The sequence below is a fragment of the Pseudoalteromonas aliena SW19 genome (assembly GCF_014905615.1).
Classification (GTDB): Bacteria; Pseudomonadota; Gammaproteobacteria; order Enterobacterales; family Alteromonadaceae; genus Pseudoalteromonas; species Pseudoalteromonas aliena.
In genome coordinates this window covers 447,237-467,989 of the sequence record NZ_AQGU01000022.1, presented here as the reverse complement: position 1 = coordinate 467,989, position 20,753 = coordinate 447,237, and the positions used below count along the sequence as shown (strand labels likewise).

General features: G+C 39.1%; 17 protein-coding genes and 1 riboswitch. Of the genes, 7 read left to right on the top strand and 10 right to left on the bottom strand.

Features of this window, described 5'->3' with window-relative positions; translation table 11 throughout:
- The first annotated feature begins 412 nt into the window (after positions 1–412).
- Positions 413–2,626 (top strand): fibronectin type III domain-containing protein, encoded by a 2,214-nt coding sequence (locus PALI_RS04275; RefSeq protein WP_193155009.1) that lies wholly within the window; start codon positions 413–415, stop codon positions 2,624–2,626.
- 459 nt (positions 2,627–3,085) lie between these two features.
- On the opposite strand, the gene PALI_RS20025 is transcribed toward PALI_RS04275, so the two are convergent.
- From PALI_RS20025 to PALI_RS04260, 3 genes are all read right to left on the bottom strand, one after another.
- Complete coding sequence (locus tag PALI_RS20025; RefSeq protein WP_264299766.1) at positions 3,086–3,307, bottom strand: methylated-DNA--[protein]-cysteine S-methyltransferase; 222 nt, start codon at positions 3,305–3,307, stop codon at positions 3,086–3,088.
- A gap of 266 nt (positions 3,308–3,573) precedes the next feature.
- Positions 3,574–4,665 carry an MBL fold metallo-hydrolase gene (locus PALI_RS04265; RefSeq protein ID WP_193155008.1) on the bottom strand — a complete coding sequence of 364 codons (1,092 nt, stop codon included), beginning with the start codon at positions 4,663–4,665 and terminating at the stop codon, positions 3,574–3,576.
- A gap of 141 nt (positions 4,666–4,806) precedes the next feature.
- Positions 4,807–5,463 (bottom strand): DUF2959 domain-containing protein, encoded by a 657-nt coding sequence (locus tag PALI_RS04260; protein WP_138585675.1) that lies wholly within the window; start codon positions 5,461–5,463, stop codon positions 4,807–4,809.
- A gap of 87 nt (positions 5,464–5,550) precedes the next feature.
- Between PALI_RS04260 and PALI_RS04255 the strand changes: the two genes are divergently transcribed.
- Both PALI_RS04255 and dtd read left to right on the top strand, forming a co-directional pair.
- Positions 5,551–6,456 (top strand): virulence factor BrkB family protein, encoded by a 906-nt coding sequence (locus PALI_RS04255; RefSeq protein ID WP_193155007.1) that lies wholly within the window; start codon positions 5,551–5,553, stop codon positions 6,454–6,456.
- Positions 6,457–6,894 (top strand): D-aminoacyl-tRNA deacylase, encoded by a 438-nt coding sequence (dtd, locus tag PALI_RS04250; RefSeq protein WP_193155006.1) that lies wholly within the window; start codon positions 6,457–6,459, stop codon positions 6,892–6,894. It begins immediately after the preceding gene.
- On the opposite strand, the gene PALI_RS04245 is transcribed toward dtd, so the two are convergent.
- Complete coding sequence (locus PALI_RS04245; RefSeq protein WP_193155005.1) at positions 6,891–7,601, bottom strand: spermidine synthase; 711 nt, start codon at positions 7,599–7,601, stop codon at positions 6,891–6,893. The two genes, dtd and PALI_RS04245, sit on opposite strands and share 4 nt — an antisense overlap.
- 163 nt (positions 7,602–7,764) lie before the next feature.
- Here PALI_RS04245 and PALI_RS04240 point away from each other — a divergent pair, with 163 nt between their 5' ends.
- Positions 7,765–8,658 (top strand): bifunctional GNAT family N-acetyltransferase/hotdog fold thioesterase, encoded by an 894-nt coding sequence (locus PALI_RS04240; protein WP_077536706.1) that lies wholly within the window; start codon positions 7,765–7,767, stop codon positions 8,656–8,658.
- A gap of 221 nt (positions 8,659–8,879) precedes the next feature.
- Here the strand turns inward: PALI_RS04240 and PALI_RS04235 are convergent, their stop codons facing one another.
- From PALI_RS04235 to dapA, 6 genes are all read right to left on the bottom strand, one after another.
- Positions 8,880–11,126 (bottom strand): hypothetical protein, encoded by a 2,247-nt coding sequence (locus PALI_RS04235; RefSeq protein ID WP_226894486.1) that lies wholly within the window; start codon positions 11,124–11,126, stop codon positions 8,880–8,882.
- Positions 11,127–11,421: 295 nt separating this feature from the next.
- Positions 11,422–12,456: a phospholipase A gene (locus PALI_RS04230; protein WP_193155004.1), complete on the bottom strand. Its 1,035-nt coding sequence runs from the start codon at positions 12,454–12,456 to the stop codon at positions 11,422–11,424.
- A gap of 377 nt (positions 12,457–12,833) precedes the next feature.
- Positions 12,834–13,955 (bottom strand): succinylglutamate desuccinylase/aspartoacylase family protein, encoded by a 1,122-nt coding sequence (locus PALI_RS04225; RefSeq protein ID WP_193155003.1) that lies wholly within the window; start codon positions 13,953–13,955, stop codon positions 12,834–12,836.
- 5 nt (positions 13,956–13,960) lie between these two features.
- Entirely contained in the window at positions 13,961–15,166 is a 1,206-nt protein-coding gene (locus PALI_RS04220; RefSeq protein ID WP_193155002.1) for a PLP-dependent decarboxylase, read from the bottom strand.
- Positions 15,166–15,906 (bottom strand): 2,3,4,5-tetrahydropyridine-2,6-dicarboxylate N-succinyltransferase, encoded by a 741-nt coding sequence (locus tag PALI_RS04215; RefSeq protein WP_193155001.1) that lies wholly within the window; start codon positions 15,904–15,906, stop codon positions 15,166–15,168. The genes PALI_RS04220 and PALI_RS04215 overlap by 1 nt, the downstream gene beginning before the upstream one ends.
- 15 nt (positions 15,907–15,921) lie before the next feature.
- The gene (gene dapA / locus PALI_RS04210; protein ID WP_193155000.1) at positions 15,922–16,806 is read right to left on the bottom strand and encodes a 4-hydroxy-tetrahydrodipicolinate synthase; all 885 of its coding nucleotides are present in this window, start codon (positions 16,804–16,806) and stop codon (positions 15,922–15,924) included.
- 129 nt (positions 16,807–16,935) lie between these two features.
- Positions 16,936–17,136, bottom strand: a riboswitch (Lysine riboswitch).
- A gap of 191 nt (positions 17,137–17,327) precedes the next feature.
- Here dapA and PALI_RS04205 point away from each other — a divergent pair.
- The 3 genes from PALI_RS04205 to PALI_RS04195 all read left to right on the top strand — a co-directional run bounded on the left by PALI_RS04205 (position 17,328) and on the right by PALI_RS04195 (position 20,735).
- Positions 17,328–18,023, top strand: coding sequence for a DNA-3-methyladenine glycosylase I (locus PALI_RS04205; RefSeq protein WP_077536713.1), 696 nt, complete (start codon positions 17,328–17,330; stop codon positions 18,021–18,023).
- 11 nt (positions 18,024–18,034) lie between these two features.
- The gene (locus tag PALI_RS04200) at positions 18,035–19,444 is read left to right on the top strand and encodes a protein adenylyltransferase SelO (RefSeq protein ID WP_193154999.1); all 1,410 of its coding nucleotides are present in this window, start codon (positions 18,035–18,037) and stop codon (positions 19,442–19,444) included.
- A 226-nt stretch (positions 19,445–19,670) separates the two neighbouring features.
- Positions 19,671–20,735 (top strand): OmpA family protein, encoded by a 1,065-nt coding sequence (locus PALI_RS04195; RefSeq protein ID WP_193154998.1) that lies wholly within the window; start codon positions 19,671–19,673, stop codon positions 20,733–20,735.
- Positions 20,736–20,753: the final 18 nt, after the last annotated feature.

Here is a 20,753-nt window from a genome sequence, read left to right as displayed (position 1 = left end):
CGAATGGTTGTTCATATTGTAATTTGTTAATTGCTTAAATAACAAAAATCAGAGTCGATATATTTCATATTTATGTTTTTATAATAAATAAGCGCGAACTATTTTTTAAGTATTATTTATTTTGTTTTTTATTGTTTACCATTTTTTATCATTACTCATCATCTACACGTATATCATTAATAATAACGGTTATTTTATTTTTTAAATTAATGTTTAATAAGGCTTTTTTGTGTTTTTAAAATTGCTTTTAAGAATGCGATCATGTTTTATAAATATATCAATTTTATTTGATTGTATATCATATACACATTACCTTTGTGTTGCACTTAAGTTAATTTAATGTGCATCGTTTGTTTTCGATGTTTTATAAACATAACAATAGCTATCTATACAACATAAAATGGTGAATATAATGATACGACCCTCATCAAGACTAGCTAAAGGACTTATTGGTTCTTTAGCCTTTTTTTCACATCATGCATTTAGTGCAGACTTGCCTGATATGTGTGCAACGCAAGGATCTTCGACCTCAATAAGTGATGGAGTACCCATTTGTATAAGCAATACCAATGTGGCCTATTTAAGCTTAAGTGGTGCCAGCTCGCATGATAGTATTGCAATTAGCACTGCACATGGTTCGGGAGATTTAAATCTATATGTAGATCAAGGGCGCTGGCCTAGTACAGGCCCTAATAGTACAGCCTACAAGTCATTAACGGCAGATTCAAACCAAGAATGCGTTATCATTAACAACCCCAGTCAACATTGGCTCATGATCGCAATATCAGGCGAGCGGGATAACGCGTCTATAGTTGTTGATTTTGGCGCTACTAGTTGTCGAAATGGTGATGAAACGCCTGGTACCGGAGGGAATAGCACGGGTCCTTTAAGGGCTCCCAATAATCTCAAAGGATCCCCAAATGGCACAAGCATTAATTTAACATGGAGTGATAATTCTAATAATGAGGATAGCTTTGAAATTCAACGCTCAAGTGCTGGATCTTCTTGGCAGGCAATTGCAACTATTGGTTCAAATAGTACCAGTTACACTGATACGGGTTTAACAGAAAATACGACTTATTATTACACTATGTTTGGGCAAAACAGTACCAATAAGTCAAGCTGGAGTAATACGGTTACTGTTAAAACAGCTCAATCAGATACGACCAATCCAAACTCGGGTACATTAGATGATATCTGTGCCATACAAGCGCCAACAACAGAAACATCACTATTGGATGGTGTTCCCGTATGTGTGCCGGCTTCTTCACAAAAACATGGTTTCAGTGTTTCGACATTTAATCAAAATGTAACAAGTATTGCTTTTAGTACTGCGCATGGCTTGGGTAACTTAACATTAGCAGCAAGTGCTAATGGTTGGCCAAGAGCTGGAGATGACAGTATTAGATCCTTGCATGTGGGTAATACTGAGTGCGTAGTACTAACACAGCCTAAAAATGGTTGGAATAATGTTAACTTAGAAGGGTTATTTAAAGGCGTAAGTATTGTTGCTGATTTTAATGCAACTACTTGTCGAGTTACACCTGGGCCCGTAGATCCAGGAAATGATGGCTATGATTACAACAGTGTTCATGTACTCGTCTACCCAATCAGATTTCCAGATCAAGATTTAGAGTTTACTACAGCTCAAATTAACGCTGAGATGCAGAAGACCAAGGCGTATTTTACTGAGCAATCTTATGGGAAATTTAATTTCACATGGGAAATAAAGTCAAAGATCACCATGCCTAATAACCATGATTACTACAATTATGATAAAAATAAATGGAATCCAGGATACAAAGAGCAGTTAGTGAATGCGGGTGTTGATCCTAATTTCCCAGGTGAAGGTACGATTATAATGGTGACGTCACCACCAGTTGGGACTGAAGCGAGCTATTTTATTAACTCTCAAGCAGGTCCTCCGCTAATGGAAATCTATACTTATAAAGCAGGTACTATTGCTCATGAAGCTGGTCATGCTTTAGGTTTACATCACTCAATGTCTATTGAAGGTGGTAATAGTATCTTAAATGGAAATAGTAATGACTCGGTTACTAACTATGGCAACGTATTTGGCTTAATGGGTATGGGAGCTCACTCTTTAGAAGAAATGAATTTAATGTATAAGGGATATTTTAATAATTGGATAACTGAAACAGATGTACCAACTGTTACTACTTCAGGAAGATATCGAATTTATACATTTAATCATGGAACAGCGGCTGGACACAATGCACCTGGCGCTATTGGACTAAAGATTAAATCAGGTGATGGTGATAAAACTTACTGGGTAGAATACCGTACAATGCAGAAAAGTGAGATTAATACAGCGCCAAATAATCAGCTTCGTACACCCCTGCTGCAGAATGGTATTTTAATTAACTTGCAAAATTATATGGATGAAAATGCGGCTCCTTGGTATAACCATAATTCTTTATTACTTGATTCTACACCAAATTCACGTAGTTCAAGTTGGGCATTAGAGGACTTTAATGATGCACCATTGCAAATAAATCAAACTTTTATTGACCCTTGGAACGGGTTTAGTATCTATCCAATAGAAACAGGCGGAACCTTAGGTACTGCAAATGCTTGGATTGATGTACAAATCACAATCAATTAAAAGCGCCCTTTAAGAAACGCACACGGCTAAATTATGCTTGTGTGCGTTTTACATATATTAAAGAAAGTCAGGGCTTATTTATCCAAAAATTTTAATCAATAGCCATGTGGTAATTAACTCCAGCCCAATGCCTCTAAAGAATTCCGTTACTGGTGACTAAGCGCCATTAATTGTATCAAGCCTCTTTAAACATGTGCCCAGCGGTACCTTTTCTTATATGCTAACTAACCTGAACTCTGGATAATAAATCTATCTTCAGCAGCTATCATCAGTGCTAACTGCGTTGAATTTACTTGTAGTAGGTCAACTATCGGTGTGTAAATCTGCTTTTTTACGATTAAAAGCTCTCAATAATAGGGCTCAAAATTAAACTAACAACTCGGTTTCGGCTTGTCGTGAATGGATCACATTTTGAATGTCGAGTTGTTGGCTCTCTTTTGAGAGTTTAACTTTAGAGCCTTAATGAGTGAGTAACCACAATTTACGCTCAATTCCTCCTGCATAGCCAGTGAGCGCTCCATTACTGCCTATTACTCTATTACACGGTAAAATTAAGTTCATAGGGTTACGGCCATTAGCGCCGCCAACAGCTAGTGAACCCTTGGGTTTATTCACCATTTGAGCGATATCTAAATACGTGAAGACCTCGTCATATGGAATATTTGATAAGCAGCACCACACTGATTTTTGAAAATCTGTGCCTTTAGGAGCAAGAGGCAGATGAAATACGGTGCGGATTTTTGCAAAGTACTCGTGTAATTGTTTTTTACATTCAGCGGTTATATTGTTGGGTTTTACAGAGGCTTTACCTCTCTAGAAAATATAACTTGGGTTACCCCTTTCTCTGATGCTTTAAATTCAATAACACCTAGCGGTGTATCAATATAATCAACACGCCCTGGGTATGTATTTTAGTAATATCGACGCATAGCCTAAAATTTTAATGGCTATAATTGTACACTTTCACCTTCATTTAAAATATACAGCGGTACTTTTGAATCCATTTTATTGTACATATGCAATAAGCGCAGCAATGCAGAGTGACTGCTGTGGTCGCCCATCTTCCAGCTTGAGTTACCGTATCCCCAAGGTATCATTACTTTGCAGTTAAGCTCTTGCGCTGCGGTTAACGCGTCTTCTGGGGTGGTGTGTACGTAACGATACCAGTTAGGATCGTCTTTACTGTAGTAAGAAGCGATTGGCATTAAGCACACATCGATATCACCATATTTTGTTTGTATATCTCTAAAGTGTTTTGAGTAGCCCGTATCGCCTGCAAAAAATAAGGTGCTGCCGTTTTGTTCGAGCAGCCAGCCATTCCACAGATCTTTATCGTTATCTTCGTAAATAAAAGGCACCAATACACGAGCGCTAAAATGATGAGCTGGCACGGCATTAATAACTAAATCGTTAATACTCGTTTTTGCATACCACGCCATTTCGCTAATATTAAATCCACCTGTTGGGAAGTTATCAGCCATTCCCAGTGGCGTTAAGTAACGTGGTTTGTTACCTATTTCTTCTATATCGGCTTTGTTAAAGTGGTCATAATGAATATGGGAATACATTACCGCGTCAATATTTTCGAGTTCTTGCTTGTTTGGCCAAGCTCCTGGTTTACGATAAATACCACCTGCGAGTTTAAAGCCAAGTGCGACTGGCGAATCGAACTGCTCTTTTACAGGATCAAATACCACTTGCTGTCCGTTGGGGGTGCTGATCATAAACCCTGCATGGCCAAGCCAGCGAACAGTGTATCCGGTATTTAATTTTGGAATTACTTGCTCAGCAATATATTGGCAGTTCTCACTTCCTTCTTCGCATTGCAAATGAGTATTGCTTGGATAGCAGTCATTTTCACAACTAATAGGGTACGTTTTTTTGCCTGGGTATAGATTATGGTAGCGTCCTTCGCGCTTGCCATCTTTATGCTGTGGTACGACGGTATTAGGCCCTGCGATTCTTTCTATGTGATTAGCAGTTCCGCAAGCGGTCAGTAAGCTAGAGATAGCTAGAAGAGTTAAGGTACTTATTTTCATTGTAGTTTTTTATTTTAATTCTAATTTGTGAAAGTGTACCAAAAACGTTAGATTAATAAGTGGTTAAAAAGTAACAAAAAGTAAAAACAAAAAAGCCTGCAAAATTGCGGGCTTTTGTATTTTTACGTGTAATGAATTAGTTTAGCCTACGCTATTCATTTGTTTGATAAACTTGTTCGAGTCTTCAATCGATTTATTCATGTCGTTCATTAGTACTTGAATATCGCGCTTAAGATTAGTGAACTCGCCTTTAATAGCCGATACCGCTTGTGCGTTTAAGTTATGCTTTAAGTATAAAACGTTATCATGAAGCGATGTTAATACTGGCTCCATTTTACTCTCTGCGCTGCGCATTGAGCGTAATAGCTGTTCAAATTGACGCTGAGTAGCGGCTAGCTTTTTGCTGCTTTCACGTTTAAGTGATGCGCTTTTGTATTGCTCTAGCTCATCGCTCCACTCATCAAAAAGTGCTTCTGCTACGTCTTCTACTTTATTGATGTTAGTTGATACTTCGTTGGCGGCTTTTAAACTCGACTCGTAATCATCGTTTAACTGATTGTAAGTGTCTTGTAGTTCGCCACCATTAAAATCGATTAAAGTAGTTAAGCGTTCAAGTGCTGATTTAAATTCTTCTTGAGACTCTTGTTGCGAATCTTTGGTTTCTTCTACGCGGTCAATAAGGATATCGCGTTTGTGAATACCGACTTTTTCCATCGCAGAGTAATAAGCTGTTTGGCAACCTGACAAAGTAAGTGTTAGTGCAAGAATGGAAACACTAAGTAATGTTTGTTTTTTCATCTTAATTCCTGTTTACGCGTGTTAGTGCTGTAAATTATGGCGCTGATTGTTATTATAATCAAAACCACATAAGCACAAGTCAATTGTATGAATGATAAGCTCTCCCATTATAAACAGCAAGCTAAGTCCTTTATACGCCAGCAGCCAAGCTGGTGGATGCAGTATTTTAATCGCTGTATAGACGACCAAATAACGGTTAATGCCGGCTATTTAGCCTACGTTACATTACTTTCTTTGGTGCCGCTAATCGCTGTGGGTGTTGCTATATTTTCAGCGTTCCCAGGCTTTGAATCTACTCGCATCGAAATAGAGAGCTTTTTGTTTACTAACTTTGTGCCGACCTCTACTGACGTTATTAGAGAGCATATTAGCTCATTTGCCGGTAACGCAAACCAAATGACCGCAGTGGGTATTGGTTTTTTAGCGGCAATAGCCTTGCTGTTAATACGTAATGTGGATGCCACGTTAAATCGTATTTGGAGAATAAAGAAAAAGCGCCCGATGATGATCTCATTTGCAGTATATTGGATGGTTTTGAGTTTAGGGCCTATGTTACTTGGTGCCAGCATTGGTGTTACTTCTTACATCGTGTCGTTGGTATCGTTTGCTGATCAGGGAATTCCGGGATTTAGTGGGTTTTTGTTAAAGCTATTACCGTATGGCATTTCGATGGTGGGCTTTATTATGCTCTACACCTTAGTGCCTAATACGCGCGTGTCGTTTAAAGCCGCGATACCTGGGGCATTATTTGCGGCACTTTTGTTTGAGCTAACTAAAAAAGGGTTTGCACTTTATATCAGCCATTTTCCTTCATACGAAGTTATTTATGGTGCAGTAGCGACGATTCCTATTTTGTTTGTTTGGGTGTATTTATCGTGGGTTGTTGTTTTGCTAGGCGCTGAATTTACAGCGTGTATTAGCCCAGATGAAATACCAGAAACCCCCGATATTGAGTTTGAAGATGACAAGCCAACAGCAAAGGACACAGTTTAAATGCAAGGGTTAATACAGCGCGTAAAGCATGCCAAGGTAGAAATTAATAATCAAGTTGTAGGCGAAATTAGCCAAGGTATATTGTTGTTGCTGGGTGTTGAAAAACATGATGACACGCAAACGGCCGATAAGCTGTTACATAAAGTAAGTAATTACCGTATTTTTACTGACGAAAACGACAAAATGAACTTAAGCCTTAAAGATATTAAAGGCGAGTTATTAGTGGTTTCGCAATTTACGCTAGCGGCTGATACTAAAAAGGGTATGCGCCCTAGTTTTTCGTCTGCGGCAACGCCAAGCCAAGCTAATGAGCTTTACGAGTACTTTGTTGATAAAGCTAAAGAGTTGGGGCTTACAATAGCCACCGGTGAGTTTGGTGCCGATATGCAGGTAAGCTTGTGTAACGATGGACCCGTTACGTTTAACTTATCTGTTTAAGCTTTTTTGGTTACCACGACAATATGATTCACGTAGCCCGTAATTTTTTGCGGGCTGACTGTACAGTCAAACACATCAAATAAGAGTTGCTGAAGTTGCTTTAATTGCGACTCATGCTGGGATAAAAAGTTAATAAATAACACGCCGTTGTTATTTAAAGCCAAATAAATTTTTTTATAAAATGCTTCTTCAAATAAAAACCGAGGCGCGTCTATTTGGCTAAATAAATCTAAAATAATCCAATTTATATTGTGCGCTGTTTTTAAAACCTGTTGTGCGTCAGCGCAAACTAGTTGCTCATTTTTTCTTGATGAAAAAAACTGTGTATAGCAATTAATAATACCAGCGTTTTTTTCTACTGACATGACGTTTGCATGTGGATATTGGTGAAATAAGTAATTGCGAATAGCACCACCACCCAAGCCAAGTTCAAGTACGTTATTAGGTGAAGTGAGAGATTGCCATTGATTTGCTAAGTATTGCAAATGTGGAAAAAGTAAAGCGGATGGGTTTGTTGTATCAATAACAGATTGCAGCGTGTCGTTAATTAATAACCATCTTAAATTCTCATGCTCACGTACCTGAATATGATCACCATTATATTTATGCCAATAAAGTAATAGGCCTTCATTGTGGCTATTTTCAATAAAGTGGCTATTAATTAGGCCTGTAGATACATTTATATAATCGCTCATGACCTTTAGCATAAACCAGCTTTATCAAAGCGCAATGGCTTGTGTCATTAATTTTTTACGTATTGAGTTGTCATCACTAAAGTCGTATTTGCAGTTTTTTAAAGATGGAGTATGGTATTTGCCATAAATAAGCGCTGTAGTCTATTTTCTTTATGGCCAAACAACAGGAGTATGTATGTTTCAGGTAAGCACCCCCCAAAGTAGCGAAGATTGGCAAGCCTATTACCAGTTGCGTTGGCAGGTTTTACGCGCTCCTTGGGGCGAGCCACGTGGCTCTGAGCAAGATGATTTAGAACAAGATGCAGAGCACCGCTTTATAAAAAATAAAGAGGGTGATGTACTTGGCGTCGCGCGTCTGCACTTTAATAATCATGAGCAAGCACAAGTACGTTATATGGCAGTTGCCGAAGGAAATCGTAACCAACATATTGGCAGTCGTTTGTTGCATGAGCTCGAAAAAATAGCGTGGACTCAAAACGCAGGTGAATTGGTTTTATTTGCTCGCGAACGTGCGCTAGAATTTTATAAACGCCACGGTTATGAATTAAAAGAGAAAGCGCACTTAGCGTATGGCGATGTGCAGCATTTTAAAATGATAAAACAAAAACCATGCGAGCCAGGTTGGTTCCGCCATCCTAATTGGACTCAAGTACTACAAAATACATGGCGTGAGTCGATTCCAATTAGTGATGCAATGGGGATTAAAGTAGAAAGCTATACCGATTGGCAGTTCACAACTCGCGCTGATTTAGACGCGAATTTGAATTTACATAATACGATGTTTGCAGGATCTATTTATAGCTTAGCTACACTCACTGGATGGGGAGCTACTTACTTAGCACTTAAAGAAGCAGGGCTTGAAGGTAATATTGTATTAGCCGATGCGAGTATTAAGTATTTAAAACCGCTTAATACAGATCCACGTGGTAGCGTTGATATTCAAACATGCAAAGGTCAACTTAGCGATTTAGAAACTGAAGGAAAGGCAAGCTACTTGGTCCCAGTCACTATTTTTGATGGTAATGACATTGTTGCTGAGTTTGAAGGACAGTTTGTTGTAAAAAAATAGCCATACTGAGATTTTAAATATGTTGAAAAGCCAAGTGTCTACTTAGCTCAAGTTGAAATGCTTTATAGCTTAATTAACTTGGGCTATAGCGGCATATTGCTAATAAATTCAGCGTGGTTAGCAGAATGTGCTGCAATAACGATGGGTTTATCCCCATCGTTATTGCATAGGTTATATCATTATCAAATCGATGTATTATGAACTGTACTCATGCAAATCACTTATGACTCTGAATCAGGGCGACTAACTGATACGCCGCCATTAAGTGAGATAATACGAGTTTTACTGATGCGGTGACGATAAATTTCTCTTAAATAATAAATAGCTTGCTTCACACAGTCTACAGATAAACGAATATCGTTAATCGAAGTAAACTTAGATTTATCTGTTATCAACTCTTTGTATTTTTTCTCATACATGGGCTTAATTGCATACCAATTTGTATCGAGGATTTTGGCTGGATTTTCAAATTTCTCGAGCATAGCTTCCAATTTAGCGTCATCGAACTCATCAGCACGAATAAACTCAATAACAGCGTTATCCAGTGTATCGTCGTAACGATAATCGCTTTTGGCAAAACAGCGTTTAATATAAGAAACAATTAGAGTTAAAAAATCGTCGCTTAAACAAGGGCTTTTAGCAATTAATGTCGTCATAGATAGATTTGCAGAGGCACCTATAACGAGTGCGTAACGTTTAAGAGTTGTGTTCGGAAATAAATTATTTAAGTGCATTTTAAGCTTATTTAAATCTAAATAAGATAATTTATAATCTTTTGGTAAGGAGACAATAGAAACAACAGAAGAGCAGTGTTTATAAAAATGCAGTTCTTTTAGAGCTTCAGACTTATAACCACTTTCTTGATATTTTTTGAGCAGCTCGCTATAACGGCTCGCTTCAATGGGTAATAAACTAATACCTTCAATTGCTTGCGTTGTTTTATTAAAATGCGGTAAATCGATAGACCGGAAAAATAAATCATCAATATCTAGATCACTTTGTCCTTTGTCAGATACCTTTATTTTTTCAGCATTATCCGCAACAACGGATTCTGCGTAAGCAATTGCCACAGGACCGGCTAAGCTCATAAATAAATCGTTTGCATCTAATCTAATTGTTTCACCAATATCTATACCTGCGCGTCTAAAGTAGTCCTGATCGTAATCGGTAGTAACTGACTGAGCGGTCAATATGTTGAAGATTTGTTGACTAATATATTGATTAGCATGTTTTTCCATCGAGTTAACGTCAATATACTGCATGCCATTACTAGCATCATTTTGCTCAGCATAGCGCATAATGTCGTTTGAAATTAGCATCATGGCATTCCAAGGTCTAAGCTTGTTGGTGTCTGTACCTGTCCTTTCATTATTGTCCATATTGTAAGAAAAATTCCATTCTTCAGATAAATACTTACACAACAGACGCCCTGCATTAATGTGCAACGCTTCAGACATTTCCTGATGGTCCGATATATTAGGCAAAATACAAATACCACTAGTGAATATCGGTTCAAAAACAAAAGATTGATTTTGACTGGTGGCTGAGTTTTCTGGCTTTATATCAAAGGTCTTATTAATGTATGAATATTGCTGTGCAAGCCCAAACTCAGATGCCATGCCTGAGCCAGTACCACCGCCAGCACTGAATATGTAAAAATACAATCGAGATTGATTAGCCCTGATCCCGCATGAATCAATTAGATAGGAATGTATGTATTTCCAATCTTGATTATTAAAATGCTCTGTATCTTTATTTAAAATTATTTTTGCTAGATATTGGCCTAATATCGGTGCATTACCTGCACCACCAGCGTGAACTTCCGATAAATCCATTATTTTTAGTTTATTATATTTTTCAATAAACCCGCCATTAGTCCCTTTGGATGAAAATCGGATCCGTCCTTCTATATCTTTATCTAGGTCACCCAACATAACTAAAGGCTCAATTAAGAACACAGGTTTAAATGTTTTACTGCTTTGTAAGTTGATGCTTCTTTGTATCCACTTTAACGGCCTTGTTTCTTGTTCTTTTGCCTTTGTTAAATCATTACGGTATTGCGCTAAGTAGTAGTCGCGAGCATCGTGCACAAGTGATGCCACATCTAAAGCAATATTAGAACCACAACGCCCTAAACCAATTAAGCAAACAGATGGAAAGTTAGGTTTATCACCACCACTGTCCATATTTTCATAGCTTTCTGGGTATACAGAGGCTCTTAATTTATCTAGGTGACTTAGAATTTTATTGATATCTTTTTCTGTAAAGTATTGGTATTCGCTATCAAATATAGGGGATGGTTCAGAAGCTTCTACGGGCTTGTTTTTTACAATAATATCAAATTCATCAGATGGCTGAGGTTTAGTGGGCGCAACTTTAGGTCTAACAGCGGGGTTGTTTAGTGATGGTTTATTGGTAGTTGCTTTAGCCGCTACTGATTTAGTTTGCGTTGTCTTATTAATTGGCATTGCGCACCCTTATAACTTTATATTCCATTCATTCAATTATTTAACTATAGTAGAATGGTGAAAAACTGCGCAATTATCCAGCAATTAAATAAATAACGAGTTACTTAAAGTCAAAACAGTGATTAAGAAGGGTTCTCTCATTATTATTTGGATACTTTTTTGGTTAACAGAGGCTAGGCTTAATGATTAAAGCATCATAAGTAGCAGTAAAATTGATCTCGTTTTTAAAAATATTACCCGTTTATACAAGTGATAAACGGGTAATATTTATTTTTGATTAAGGGCGAATACTTATTTAAAGTAAATCTGTCAGCAATATACCCACGCCAATACGTTCTATATCAGTGTTATAATCTATTAAGCTTTCGCCATAACCATTAAAGTATTGTGCGTAACCACGTACACGACCCCAGAGTGGGAATGACCAATCTACTTGAATGGCACCACGATTATCTGAATTTAAGTTGTTACGTGTCATAAAGCTAAATTCATGATCATTAAGTCGATACGCACCGCTAAACTCAAAGTAACCCATGTAACGATAAATATCTGGGTTATCGTCGCCTTTTGCTTCTAGAACATTTTCTTTTTCATCTTCAGCTATGCGGTACCAAGGTTTAAAGCTAAAAACAAAGCCTTCATTTTCCCAAATGAAATTAGCATAAATACGATTCCATGAGCGAGAGTTTGGCTGACTGCGGCCATTTGATTGATGCGAAATACCTAAAGCAATTGCCATTTCGTCGCCCCAAGGTACGTTTTCTTGGTCGAGATAATTAACCCAAAATATTTCTGGTTCATAGTTGGTTTCACGAAACGGCGAAGAAATTTCTGAATTATAAAGCTGCCAATATGATTGCAGCGTAAAGCCAAAAAATATTGCTTGATCATCATCAGCAAAATCATCATAAAGCGGCACTTTAATAGATAGCTGATATTTTGCTTCTAAATGGTCAAGAGGTTCGCCATCTTCTTCGTCAGTTAGTTCATCAAAGCGATCAAAAGGACGACTGTTAGGATGTGAGACGTACGAAAGAGGTAAAATATAGTTGCGCTTATGTGGCGTAATTACATTTCTATTCTTTTTGCCGACTTCTTCACGTGCTTGGCGTTTATCAAGTGCGGTAAGTTGTTTTTCTTCTTCAAGGGCCGAACATTTTTTACGAAGGTCGTCTAGAGTTTGCTTTCCATCTCCGCCAATAACTTCGTTTAAAATACACTGTTTTACAAGCTCAATATTGTCGTCTTGCTCGTTTGTAGGGGCTTCTTCTTGTGCGAAGGCCGCAGTACTTATTAAAGCAGAAAGAGTGATCCAGTGGCGCCAGCTCATTGTAATTCCTTTGTGAGTTTGAGGGGGAGTTAGGTTAATTTAATTATAACGTCTTTTTACATATGTAACGGTGAACTTTTCCTGAATTTTTATTTAAATCCAAAAATATACGAATGCAAAGTATATATAGATCAGAAAAAAAGCGGCCTAGGCCGCTTTTTTAATGCAAATTAACCATTTTAGTTAATTTATACCAATTTTATTAAAAACATGATCGTTCTAGCGTATTAAATAGCTCACTAACGACGTTAAAAATTATTTATATAGAACAACCTGTATCATAATTTTAGCCTTGTTATTGAGCTATTTTCTTATCGCTATAATAGATCACTAATTTAATGCAATTGGTATTACTCTCACGCAATGAGAAGTGGGAGCTAAAGCTCGAATACGTTAGTAAAAAATTTATAAAGTTCTGTACCTTGGTTAACGCTTGCCGATGCAAAGTGCAAAATGGCAATTGCATCGCAATCAAGAGTAAGTGTTTGTAGTGGCTGCTCGGTTAAGTAGCGCTCCATGCGTAAAATATGTGCAATAGGCTCACCGGCTTTAATGTGCCCGCCAAGCGGTGCTATGTATTCAACCATACCGCCAATAGGGGCGTAATAAGCAAAGTAGTCGTCTAAATTACACGCATAACGAGTAATATCAGCAGGGGTATGCATTGCATTTTGTAATACGCCTTTGTGGTTTAAGTAACTCAAAATACTGTTTGCATCGTTTAGTGCTTCTTTTAAATCTATTTTTTCTTGGCTGCCTAGCTCTACCGTAAATGCTTCTACAGGTATTGTTAACTTACGGCCTTGTGAACTAAGTTCATTACTTAAATGCCACCATGGGCAAAAGTTAGCTTCGTCCATAGCGCCGTCAAAATCACTAGGTATAAGCAGTACATGTTCAATATTAAAGTAACGCGCGCTGTCGGTTGCATAGATTGGGCAGTACAAATGCTTGCTTGAAATAGGACCCGTGTGTAAATCGAGTACTATATCAGCCTGATGAGCGAGCTTTTGTAGGTTCAGCGCAATGCGCTTACCCGTATTAAGTAAATAAGCAGGGCCGTTAAGTTTGCTGTCTACTTCGTCAATAAGCGCCTGTTTAAAGTTACTTTTTAATGTAGCGTCGTCATACTGAGTATGATTTTGTGCAAACTGCGTCACTAAATTTTTATTGTAGTGGTACATGCGATTCCAATTAGTACCTGTAATCGGATCGAACCTGCCAAGGGTAAACTCGCCCGACTTTTGATTACAACCAATCGGATTTGCATAAGGCACTAATGTAATGTCGCCATTAAGGTTTAGGTGTTTTAATTGCTCAAGCAGCTGAAAAATAACTGCGTTACCTTGCACTTCGGCGCCATGCATATTGGCCTGAATATACACACTTGGCCCTGTGCCATCGCCTTTTAAACGATATACAGGAATTGTAAGCGGTAAGCCGTTTGCAACTTCCCCTACTACAATGTTCTCTTGGCTGATGTGGGTTGTATTACTCATACTTATTACCTTAAATAATGACTGGCATTTTCAGCTTGGCGAACACAGGTAAGCTCGCCGTTTTGCAGGGTATACTCGGCGGCTAGCTCATGGCATAAAAAATACGGCATACTTTCGCTAAAGCCGTAGGCGCCGCATTGGCTAAACACAAGCCAGTCGTGCTCATTTAAATCGCTTGGCAGGTTATGTTTACCTAAGCAATCAAGCGCTGTACAAAGTGGCCCGTATAAAGTGACCGTTTGAGCTTTAGCACTGGATTCACGTAGTAATGCAGCAGGAAAGTCTTGGCTGGTAACAGCGGGGCGTAATAAATGATTTATACCGCCACTTAAAATAACTTGTTGTTGATTATAGTTTTGTTTGCGCTCTACTACTGGGTTTGCGTAATGACCACATTCGCCAACGGCATAGCGGCCAAGTTCCATCCATAACTCTTCTACACCCGCATCACTTTTAATTTTAGCGAGCGCAGCAATTAAGTCATCCCAATCAAGTATTGTTTCGCTTTGTGTATAGGGAATGCCTAAACCACCACCTAAATCGAGAATTTTAAGGCTAATATTTAAATCGCCGGCAAGTTTGCTAAGTGGTGCAATCATTTGTGACCACAATTCGCTTAGCTTTTGCGTGCTAAGCATATTGCCCCATTGAAAAATATGTAAGCCATCAAATTTAAGTGCAGGGTAGTCGGCTACATTGAGTGCTTGCCACTCATCACAACCCAAACCAAATGGCGTAATGCTATCACCACCCAGTGGGTTCTTTTCACCTTCAGGCCAACGTAATTGCACCCGCAGTAATACTTGTAACTGCGTATTTTGCAGTTGTGCTTGTTGGTTTAACCAACGGACTTGATTGAGGCTCTCAGCTACAAATATACGTACGCCGCGCTCAATAAAGTGTTTAATTTGTTTAGGGCTTTTTGCAGGCCCTGTATTGAGCACGCGCTGTGAGCTAATACCTTGTGCAAGTACTTGCTCAAGCTCACCTTTACTTGCTACGTCAAAATTAAAACCGGCGTTGTCTAAGCTTTGAATAATTTTAGACAGTGGGTTTGCTTTTACGGCGTACCACAGTTTTACATCGGTCTGCGCAACTAAACGCGCAAGATGCGTGTTTAGTCTATCTAAGTCGTAAACAAAAAAAGGTGTATCAAGTTGTTGTGTAATAGTATTTACAGCAGTTTTGATAGACGTGCTTAAAAAGCTCATTATCGTAAAACCTCTTCAAGTAATAATGATGCATCGCTTTGTTCGTCACGGTATTTAACAATTAACGCACACGACATGCTTAGACCTTGCTCGCGTGCCCATTCGTTTGACGCAGGACGAGAGCCCGGTATTACAATGGCATATTCAGGAATAGGCTCGCCTTTATCTAGTTGGCGCTCGTTTACGCAGTCGTATACCGGAATAGTTGCTGATAAACGCACGCCAGGGGCAAGTACTGCGCCTTTTTTAATGACCACGCCTTCAACAATAATACAGCCAGCGCCAATAAATGCATCGTCTTCGACCACTACTGGGCTTGCACCAATTGGCTCAAGTACACCACCAAGCTGCACTGCAGCACTTAAATGTACGTTTTTACCTACTTGTGCACACGAGCCAACTAATGCATGGCTATCGACCATTGTGCCTTCGTCGATATATGCACCAATGTTTACATACGCTGGTGGCATAATAATGGTGCCTTTAGCCACATAAGCACCACGGCGAACACTCGAGCCACCCGGTACCATACGCACGCCATCGTCAGTACTAAACTCTTGTGGAGCTAAGTTATGTTTATCAACAAAGCCGCCTGCAAACTCAGTATTAGTGCCATTTTTAAAGGCTTCTAAAATGCCTTGCTTTACTTCTACGTTAGCTTGCCATTGGCCGCTTTCGTTTTGTGATGCTGCGCGTACTGCGCCCGATTCTAAATTATTTAATAGTTCTAACCAGCTCATTATAAAAACCTGTATTTAATGCCAAGATAAAATGGTGTTGTTTGCAGTTGTGATGCAATCGGTTTGAGTTAACTCAAGATGTGTTAAAGGTGGACGAAGTTGTGGGCTGCTTAAGCGGCCTTGCAAATGCATCAATACCTTTACGGGAATGGGGTTTGCGACAGCAAATAGGCTATCAATGGCACTAGTCCACTGAGCAAATAAATTAGGATGTTGACCACTTAAACTACGTTTAACAAACTCGTGAGTTTGTGCGGGCCATGCGTTTGCAGCTACCGACACTAAACCTTTTGCGCCAGCTTGGGCAAAATAAGGCATTAGCGCATCGTCGCCACTAAATAAGGCTAAATTAGGCGCGGCTTGGCGATAAGCCTCAAACTGAGCAATATCGCCACTGGCTTCTTTTAACGCCCATAATTTTTTATGATTTTGTAAGTTAGTCACTGTTTGAACAGGAATACTGACACCACTGCGGCCCGGTACGTTATAAAGCATACACGGATGAGCACTTGCATCGAGTAGGCTTTCAAACCAATGAGTTTGACCTACAGCGCCGGGCTTTGCATAAAGCGGTGAGCCAAGTAAAAAGCTATGAATTGGGAGTGTATTACAGTAGTTAACCCACTCAATTTGTTGCTTTAAGTTACTACCGCCCACGGCAACCATAAGTGGTACACTTGGTTTTAGCTGGCATACGTGTTCAACAATGGCTTGTTGCTCGTTAAGCGTTAGTGCCAAACCTTCGCCCGTACTGCCAAGTAGTAAAATACCGTTATGTGCCGCTTCTTGATCGCTAACCAGTTTAGTTAACGTGTTGTAGTCAACATCGCCGTGTTGATCTAATGGCGTAACGAGCGCGGTCCATAATGTGTAGTCGTTTATATTGAAGTTATTGGTCATCTCTCACGAACTTATAAGTTATTCGAAGAGTTAAAAAGCTTTATGGAAGGAGCCGCATTAACGTCGTTCGAACTAATAATTCGAAGAGCGAATGGGCTTAAAATAATAGGGCGCATGGCCTTAATATTTAAGACCAGAAGCTCTCCACCAAACTAATAAGCTGCTTGTTATAAGCAGCTATTGGTGACAGTCGCTAGGGTTCAACCTAGTCGCCCGAAATAAACACCTCGCAAAAGTGATTACTTCTCGGCGTTAATTCCCCTCACGTATGCTCACTGGAGTTTGCGCTCCTAACATACGCTACCTGAATAACGCACCTCTTCTAGCCCTTTGCACCTGTTTGAAGAGTAAAACTTACAAACCTGTGCAATTTAAATAGGGTAATTGCAGCGATTAAAGCATTTTAGCCGTCTGGGTGTCAAGCGGCTAAATATAGATTAATTCATCGATAATGGGAGTGGTTACGTATTGGCTGCTTTTCTCGTACACTAGCAACATAAGTAGTGAGGTATTTAATTAGTATGGAAAAATTTAGCGATATTTATAAGCGAGCGGTAGAGCGAAAAGGCTCTGAAAAAATGCTTAAGTTATTACTTGCAAAACCACTATCTAAAAAACAACTAAGCACGTTAAGTGACGACGATTGGCTGGAAGAATTTACTCGAAAAGTATTTCAAAGCGGCTTTTATTGGTCAGTCATTAATAATAAGTGGTCGGGATTTAGAGAGGTTTTTTGGGATTTTAGCGTTGATAAGTTATTAATGATGCCCCCCGATATGCTGGAACAAAAAGCAACGGATGAGCGTATTGTTCGTAACTATAAAAAAGTAAAAACAATTACTGAAAATGCTTACATGATCCACGAAATAGCACAAGAACATGGCAGTTTTAGCCAGTTTGTCGCTAATTGGCCAGCAGACAATATTATTGGTTTATGGGCGTATTTAAAAAAGCATGGCGCGCGTTTAGGCGGAAATACAGGGCCTTATGCGCTACGAGCACTTGGTAAAGATACTTTTTTACTATCACGCGATGTAGAGAATTATTTGCGTGCCCATAAAATTATAGATGGCGGCTTACAAACTAAAAAGTCATTGAGTGCAGCCCAAGCTTTTTTTAATGAAATGCAAAAGCAAAGTGGCTTAAGTATGCAAGAGCTGAGCTTAATTGTGGCCTATGGTGTAGGTGACAACCGCGTTGGTATAAGTCAGCAATAATAGGAATTACCATGAAATTAGTGCCAAGATATACGCAAATAGCCGAAAACTTTGCGATAGAAGATTTCCCTGCAAGTGTTGCCTCTCCTCAGTTATTGCTGTGGAATGAGAGCTTAGCAAAAGAGTTTAATATTAACGTTGCTGCTGATTTACGTGCTAGCACTTTTAGCGGTAACGAAAAACAGGCAATTCCTGCAGTAGCACTTGGTTACTCTGGGCACCAATTTGGACATTTTTCACCACGTTTAGGTGATGGGCGAGCGCATTTACTGGGTGCTATTAATGATGATAAAAACCAGTTGTGGGATATTCAATTAAAAGGCTCTGGTGCTACTCCTTATTCAAGAGGGGGTGATGGCCGTTGTGCACTTGGGCCCGCTATTCGTGAATACGTAATGAGCGAGGCAATGCATGCACTAGGCATTAAAACTACCCGATGTTTAGCCGTCGTTGGCAGTGGCGAAACGGTTTATCGCAACCCGCCACAAGCAGGCGCCATAGTGACTCGTTTAGCGACGAGCCATATTCGAGTTGGCTCGTTTCAATATTTAGCGACGCAAGGCGATGTTGAAGGACTTAAAAATTTAGCTGATTTAGCTATAGAGCGACATTACTCAGAAATAACTGGTACAGGATCGCAGCGCTATTTAGCATTTTTAGGCGCTGTGATTAAAAACCAAGTTAAGCTAGTTGTGAGCTGGATGCGTGTTGGCTTTATACATGGGGTTATGAATACAGATAATACGTTAGTGAGTGGAGAAACCATTGATTACGGCCCGTGTGCCATGATGAATAGCTTTGATTTTGATACTGTATTTAGCTCTATCGATAAACAAGGTCGTTATGCTTTTGGGAATCAACCAAATATGGCTAACTGGAACTGTGCACGCTTAGCAGAGAGCTTAATACCACTAATTCATGACGATGATGAACAAGCTGTTTCGTTAATGACGCCACATATTAATAGCTTTGCTGAACTGTTTAATATTGAATTTACAGCAATGTGGGCACAAAAATTAGGGTTGGCAAAAGCAGATATTGACGACAGTGATTTGATTGGTGAGCTATTAAAATTATTAAAGGACCATCAATTAGATTACACCAATACCTTTGATGCATTAACTGAATCATTGAAATATAAAGCGACAGTGCCAGACGTGCTAGCACAGTGGGCTATAAAGTGGCATCACCGCACTGATGAAAATAGCTATCAAACAATGCGCCAAGCTAATCCTAGAGCCATTCCACGAAATCACATCATCGAAAAAATAATTACCGAGTATAATGAATTTGGCTCAAGTGATGTGTTAAATCGCTTTACGAAAGTGATAAATAACCCATATTTAGCGAGTGAAGAATTATTAGAGTTCCAGGTTGTGCCAGAGAGTGACAATGGTTATCGCACTTTTTGTGGTACTTAATCATTGATTGTAAATGTAATGGCATGATTATAAAGAGCCATTTTTAATCGTAAACACGCCATCGCTAGGGTAAGCCATGTTCGAGTGGTATTATCCGATGCAATTAAAATAAACTTTGTTTTCGTTAAGTATCGATTAACAAAGGTTAAGGTAGTCTGTACAAAACTGGTTGAGCTAGAGTTTATTAGCTACAATTTATTAGTTGTTAAAAAATGGGAACAAAACAATGAAATTAAAATCACTTGCAATCGCAATTGCGCTAGCTGCAACTAGTGCATCTACATTTGCTGCAGATAAAGAAGAAGGCTTTTACATTGGTGCATTCGGTGATTACTACGATGCTTCATGGGAAAACATCCGCGCTCAAGCTGGCCTTGATATCAATGAATCGACTGGTTGGGGTGCCGAAGTAGGCTACCGTTTCAGTGATTACTGGAGTGCACGAATTGAATATGCAGACATGGATTTTAACGCTTTTGATAAAGTAAATGGTAACCGCAACAATGTTGACGGTGAGCGTTACGGCATTGACGGTTTGTACCACTTTAATGGCGGTCCTTTTTACGGTTTATTCGGTATTAAAGAAATTGACGTTGTTAAAGATAATACGTTTTTAAATGTAGGTGTTGGTTACCAACATTTCATCACAGACGGCTTATTTGTAAATGCAGAAACAGCTGTTTACCAAGGTCTTGATAAAGGTTATACAGATTTAGGCGCTAAAATTGGTATTAACTACTTATTTGGCCAAAACTCTGCACCTGCTGAGCCTGTTAAACCGGCACCAGAACCTGTAGTTGTTGAAGCACCAGTTGCAACTCCTGCTGATAGCGACAATGATGGTGTTGTTAATGCAGATGATAAATGTGCAAACACACCAATGACAGATGCAGTTGATAGCGATGGATGTACTTTATATGAAGAAGCTAAGGTAACGACTAGCTTATTAGTTACATTCCCACATGACTCTGCGATGGTTAAGCAACAATATTTTGACGACATTGCTGCGGTATCAAAGTTTTTGAAAGAGCATACAGAGACAACAGTATTACTTGAAGGTCATGCTTCAGCTGTTGGTGACGCAAGTTACAACAAAAAACTATCTAAAAAGCGTGCAGATGATGTTGCTGATGAGTTAGTTAAAGATGGTATTTCAAGAGATCGTATTAGTACTGTAGGCTACGGCGAAGAACGTCTTAAAAATACAGCTAATACTAAAGCTGCACACGCAGAAAACCGTCGTGTTGAAGCTCATGTATCAACTGTTGAGCGCGTAAAAGTTAAGCGTTAATAGTTAGAATTTAAGTTT

Coding starts and splice junctions, on each gene's coding strand:
- PALI_RS04275 (WP_193155009.1), top strand. CDS start 413: ATGATACGACCCTCATCAAGACTAGCTAAAGGACTTATTGGTTCTTTA.
- PALI_RS04265 (WP_193155008.1), bottom strand. CDS start 4,665: ATGAAAATAAGTACCTTAACTCTTCTAGCTATCTCTAGCTTACTGACC.
- PALI_RS04260 (WP_138585675.1), bottom strand. CDS start 5,463: ATGAAAAAACAAACATTACTTAGTGTTTCCATTCTTGCACTAACACTT.
- PALI_RS04255 (WP_193155007.1), top strand. CDS start 5,551: ATGAATGATAAGCTCTCCCATTATAAACAGCAAGCTAAGTCCTTTATA.
- dtd (WP_193155006.1), top strand. CDS start 6,457: ATGCAAGGGTTAATACAGCGCGTAAAGCATGCCAAGGTAGAAATTAAT.
- PALI_RS04245 (WP_193155005.1), bottom strand. CDS start 7,601: ATGCTAAAGGTCATGAGCGATTATATAAATGTATCTACAGGCCTAATT.
- PALI_RS04240 (WP_077536706.1), top strand. CDS start 7,765: ATGTTTCAGGTAAGCACCCCCCAAAGTAGCGAAGATTGGCAAGCCTAT.
- PALI_RS04235 (WP_226894486.1), bottom strand. CDS start 11,126: ATGCCAATTAATAAGACAACGCAAACTAAATCAGTAGCGGCTAAAGCA.
- PALI_RS04230 (WP_193155004.1), bottom strand. CDS start 12,456: ATGAGCTGGCGCCACTGGATCACTCTTTCTGCTTTAATAAGTACTGCG.
- PALI_RS04225 (WP_193155003.1), bottom strand. CDS start 13,955: ATGAGTAATACAACCCACATCAGCCAAGAGAACATTGTAGTAGGGGAA.
- PALI_RS04220 (WP_193155002.1), bottom strand. CDS start 15,166: ATGAGCTTTTTAAGCACGTCTATCAAAACTGCTGTAAATACTATTACA.
- PALI_RS04215 (WP_193155001.1), bottom strand. CDS start 15,906: ATGAGCTGGTTAGAACTATTAAATAATTTAGAATCGGGCGCAGTACGC.
- dapA (WP_193155000.1), bottom strand. CDS start 16,806: ATGACCAATAACTTCAATATAAACGACTACACATTATGGACCGCGCTC.
- PALI_RS04205 (WP_077536713.1), top strand. CDS start 17,328: ATGGAAAAATTTAGCGATATTTATAAGCGAGCGGTAGAGCGAAAAGGC.
- PALI_RS04200 (WP_193154999.1), top strand. CDS start 18,035: ATGAAATTAGTGCCAAGATATACGCAAATAGCCGAAAACTTTGCGATA.
- PALI_RS04195 (WP_193154998.1), top strand. CDS start 19,671: ATGAAATTAAAATCACTTGCAATCGCAATTGCGCTAGCTGCAACTAGT.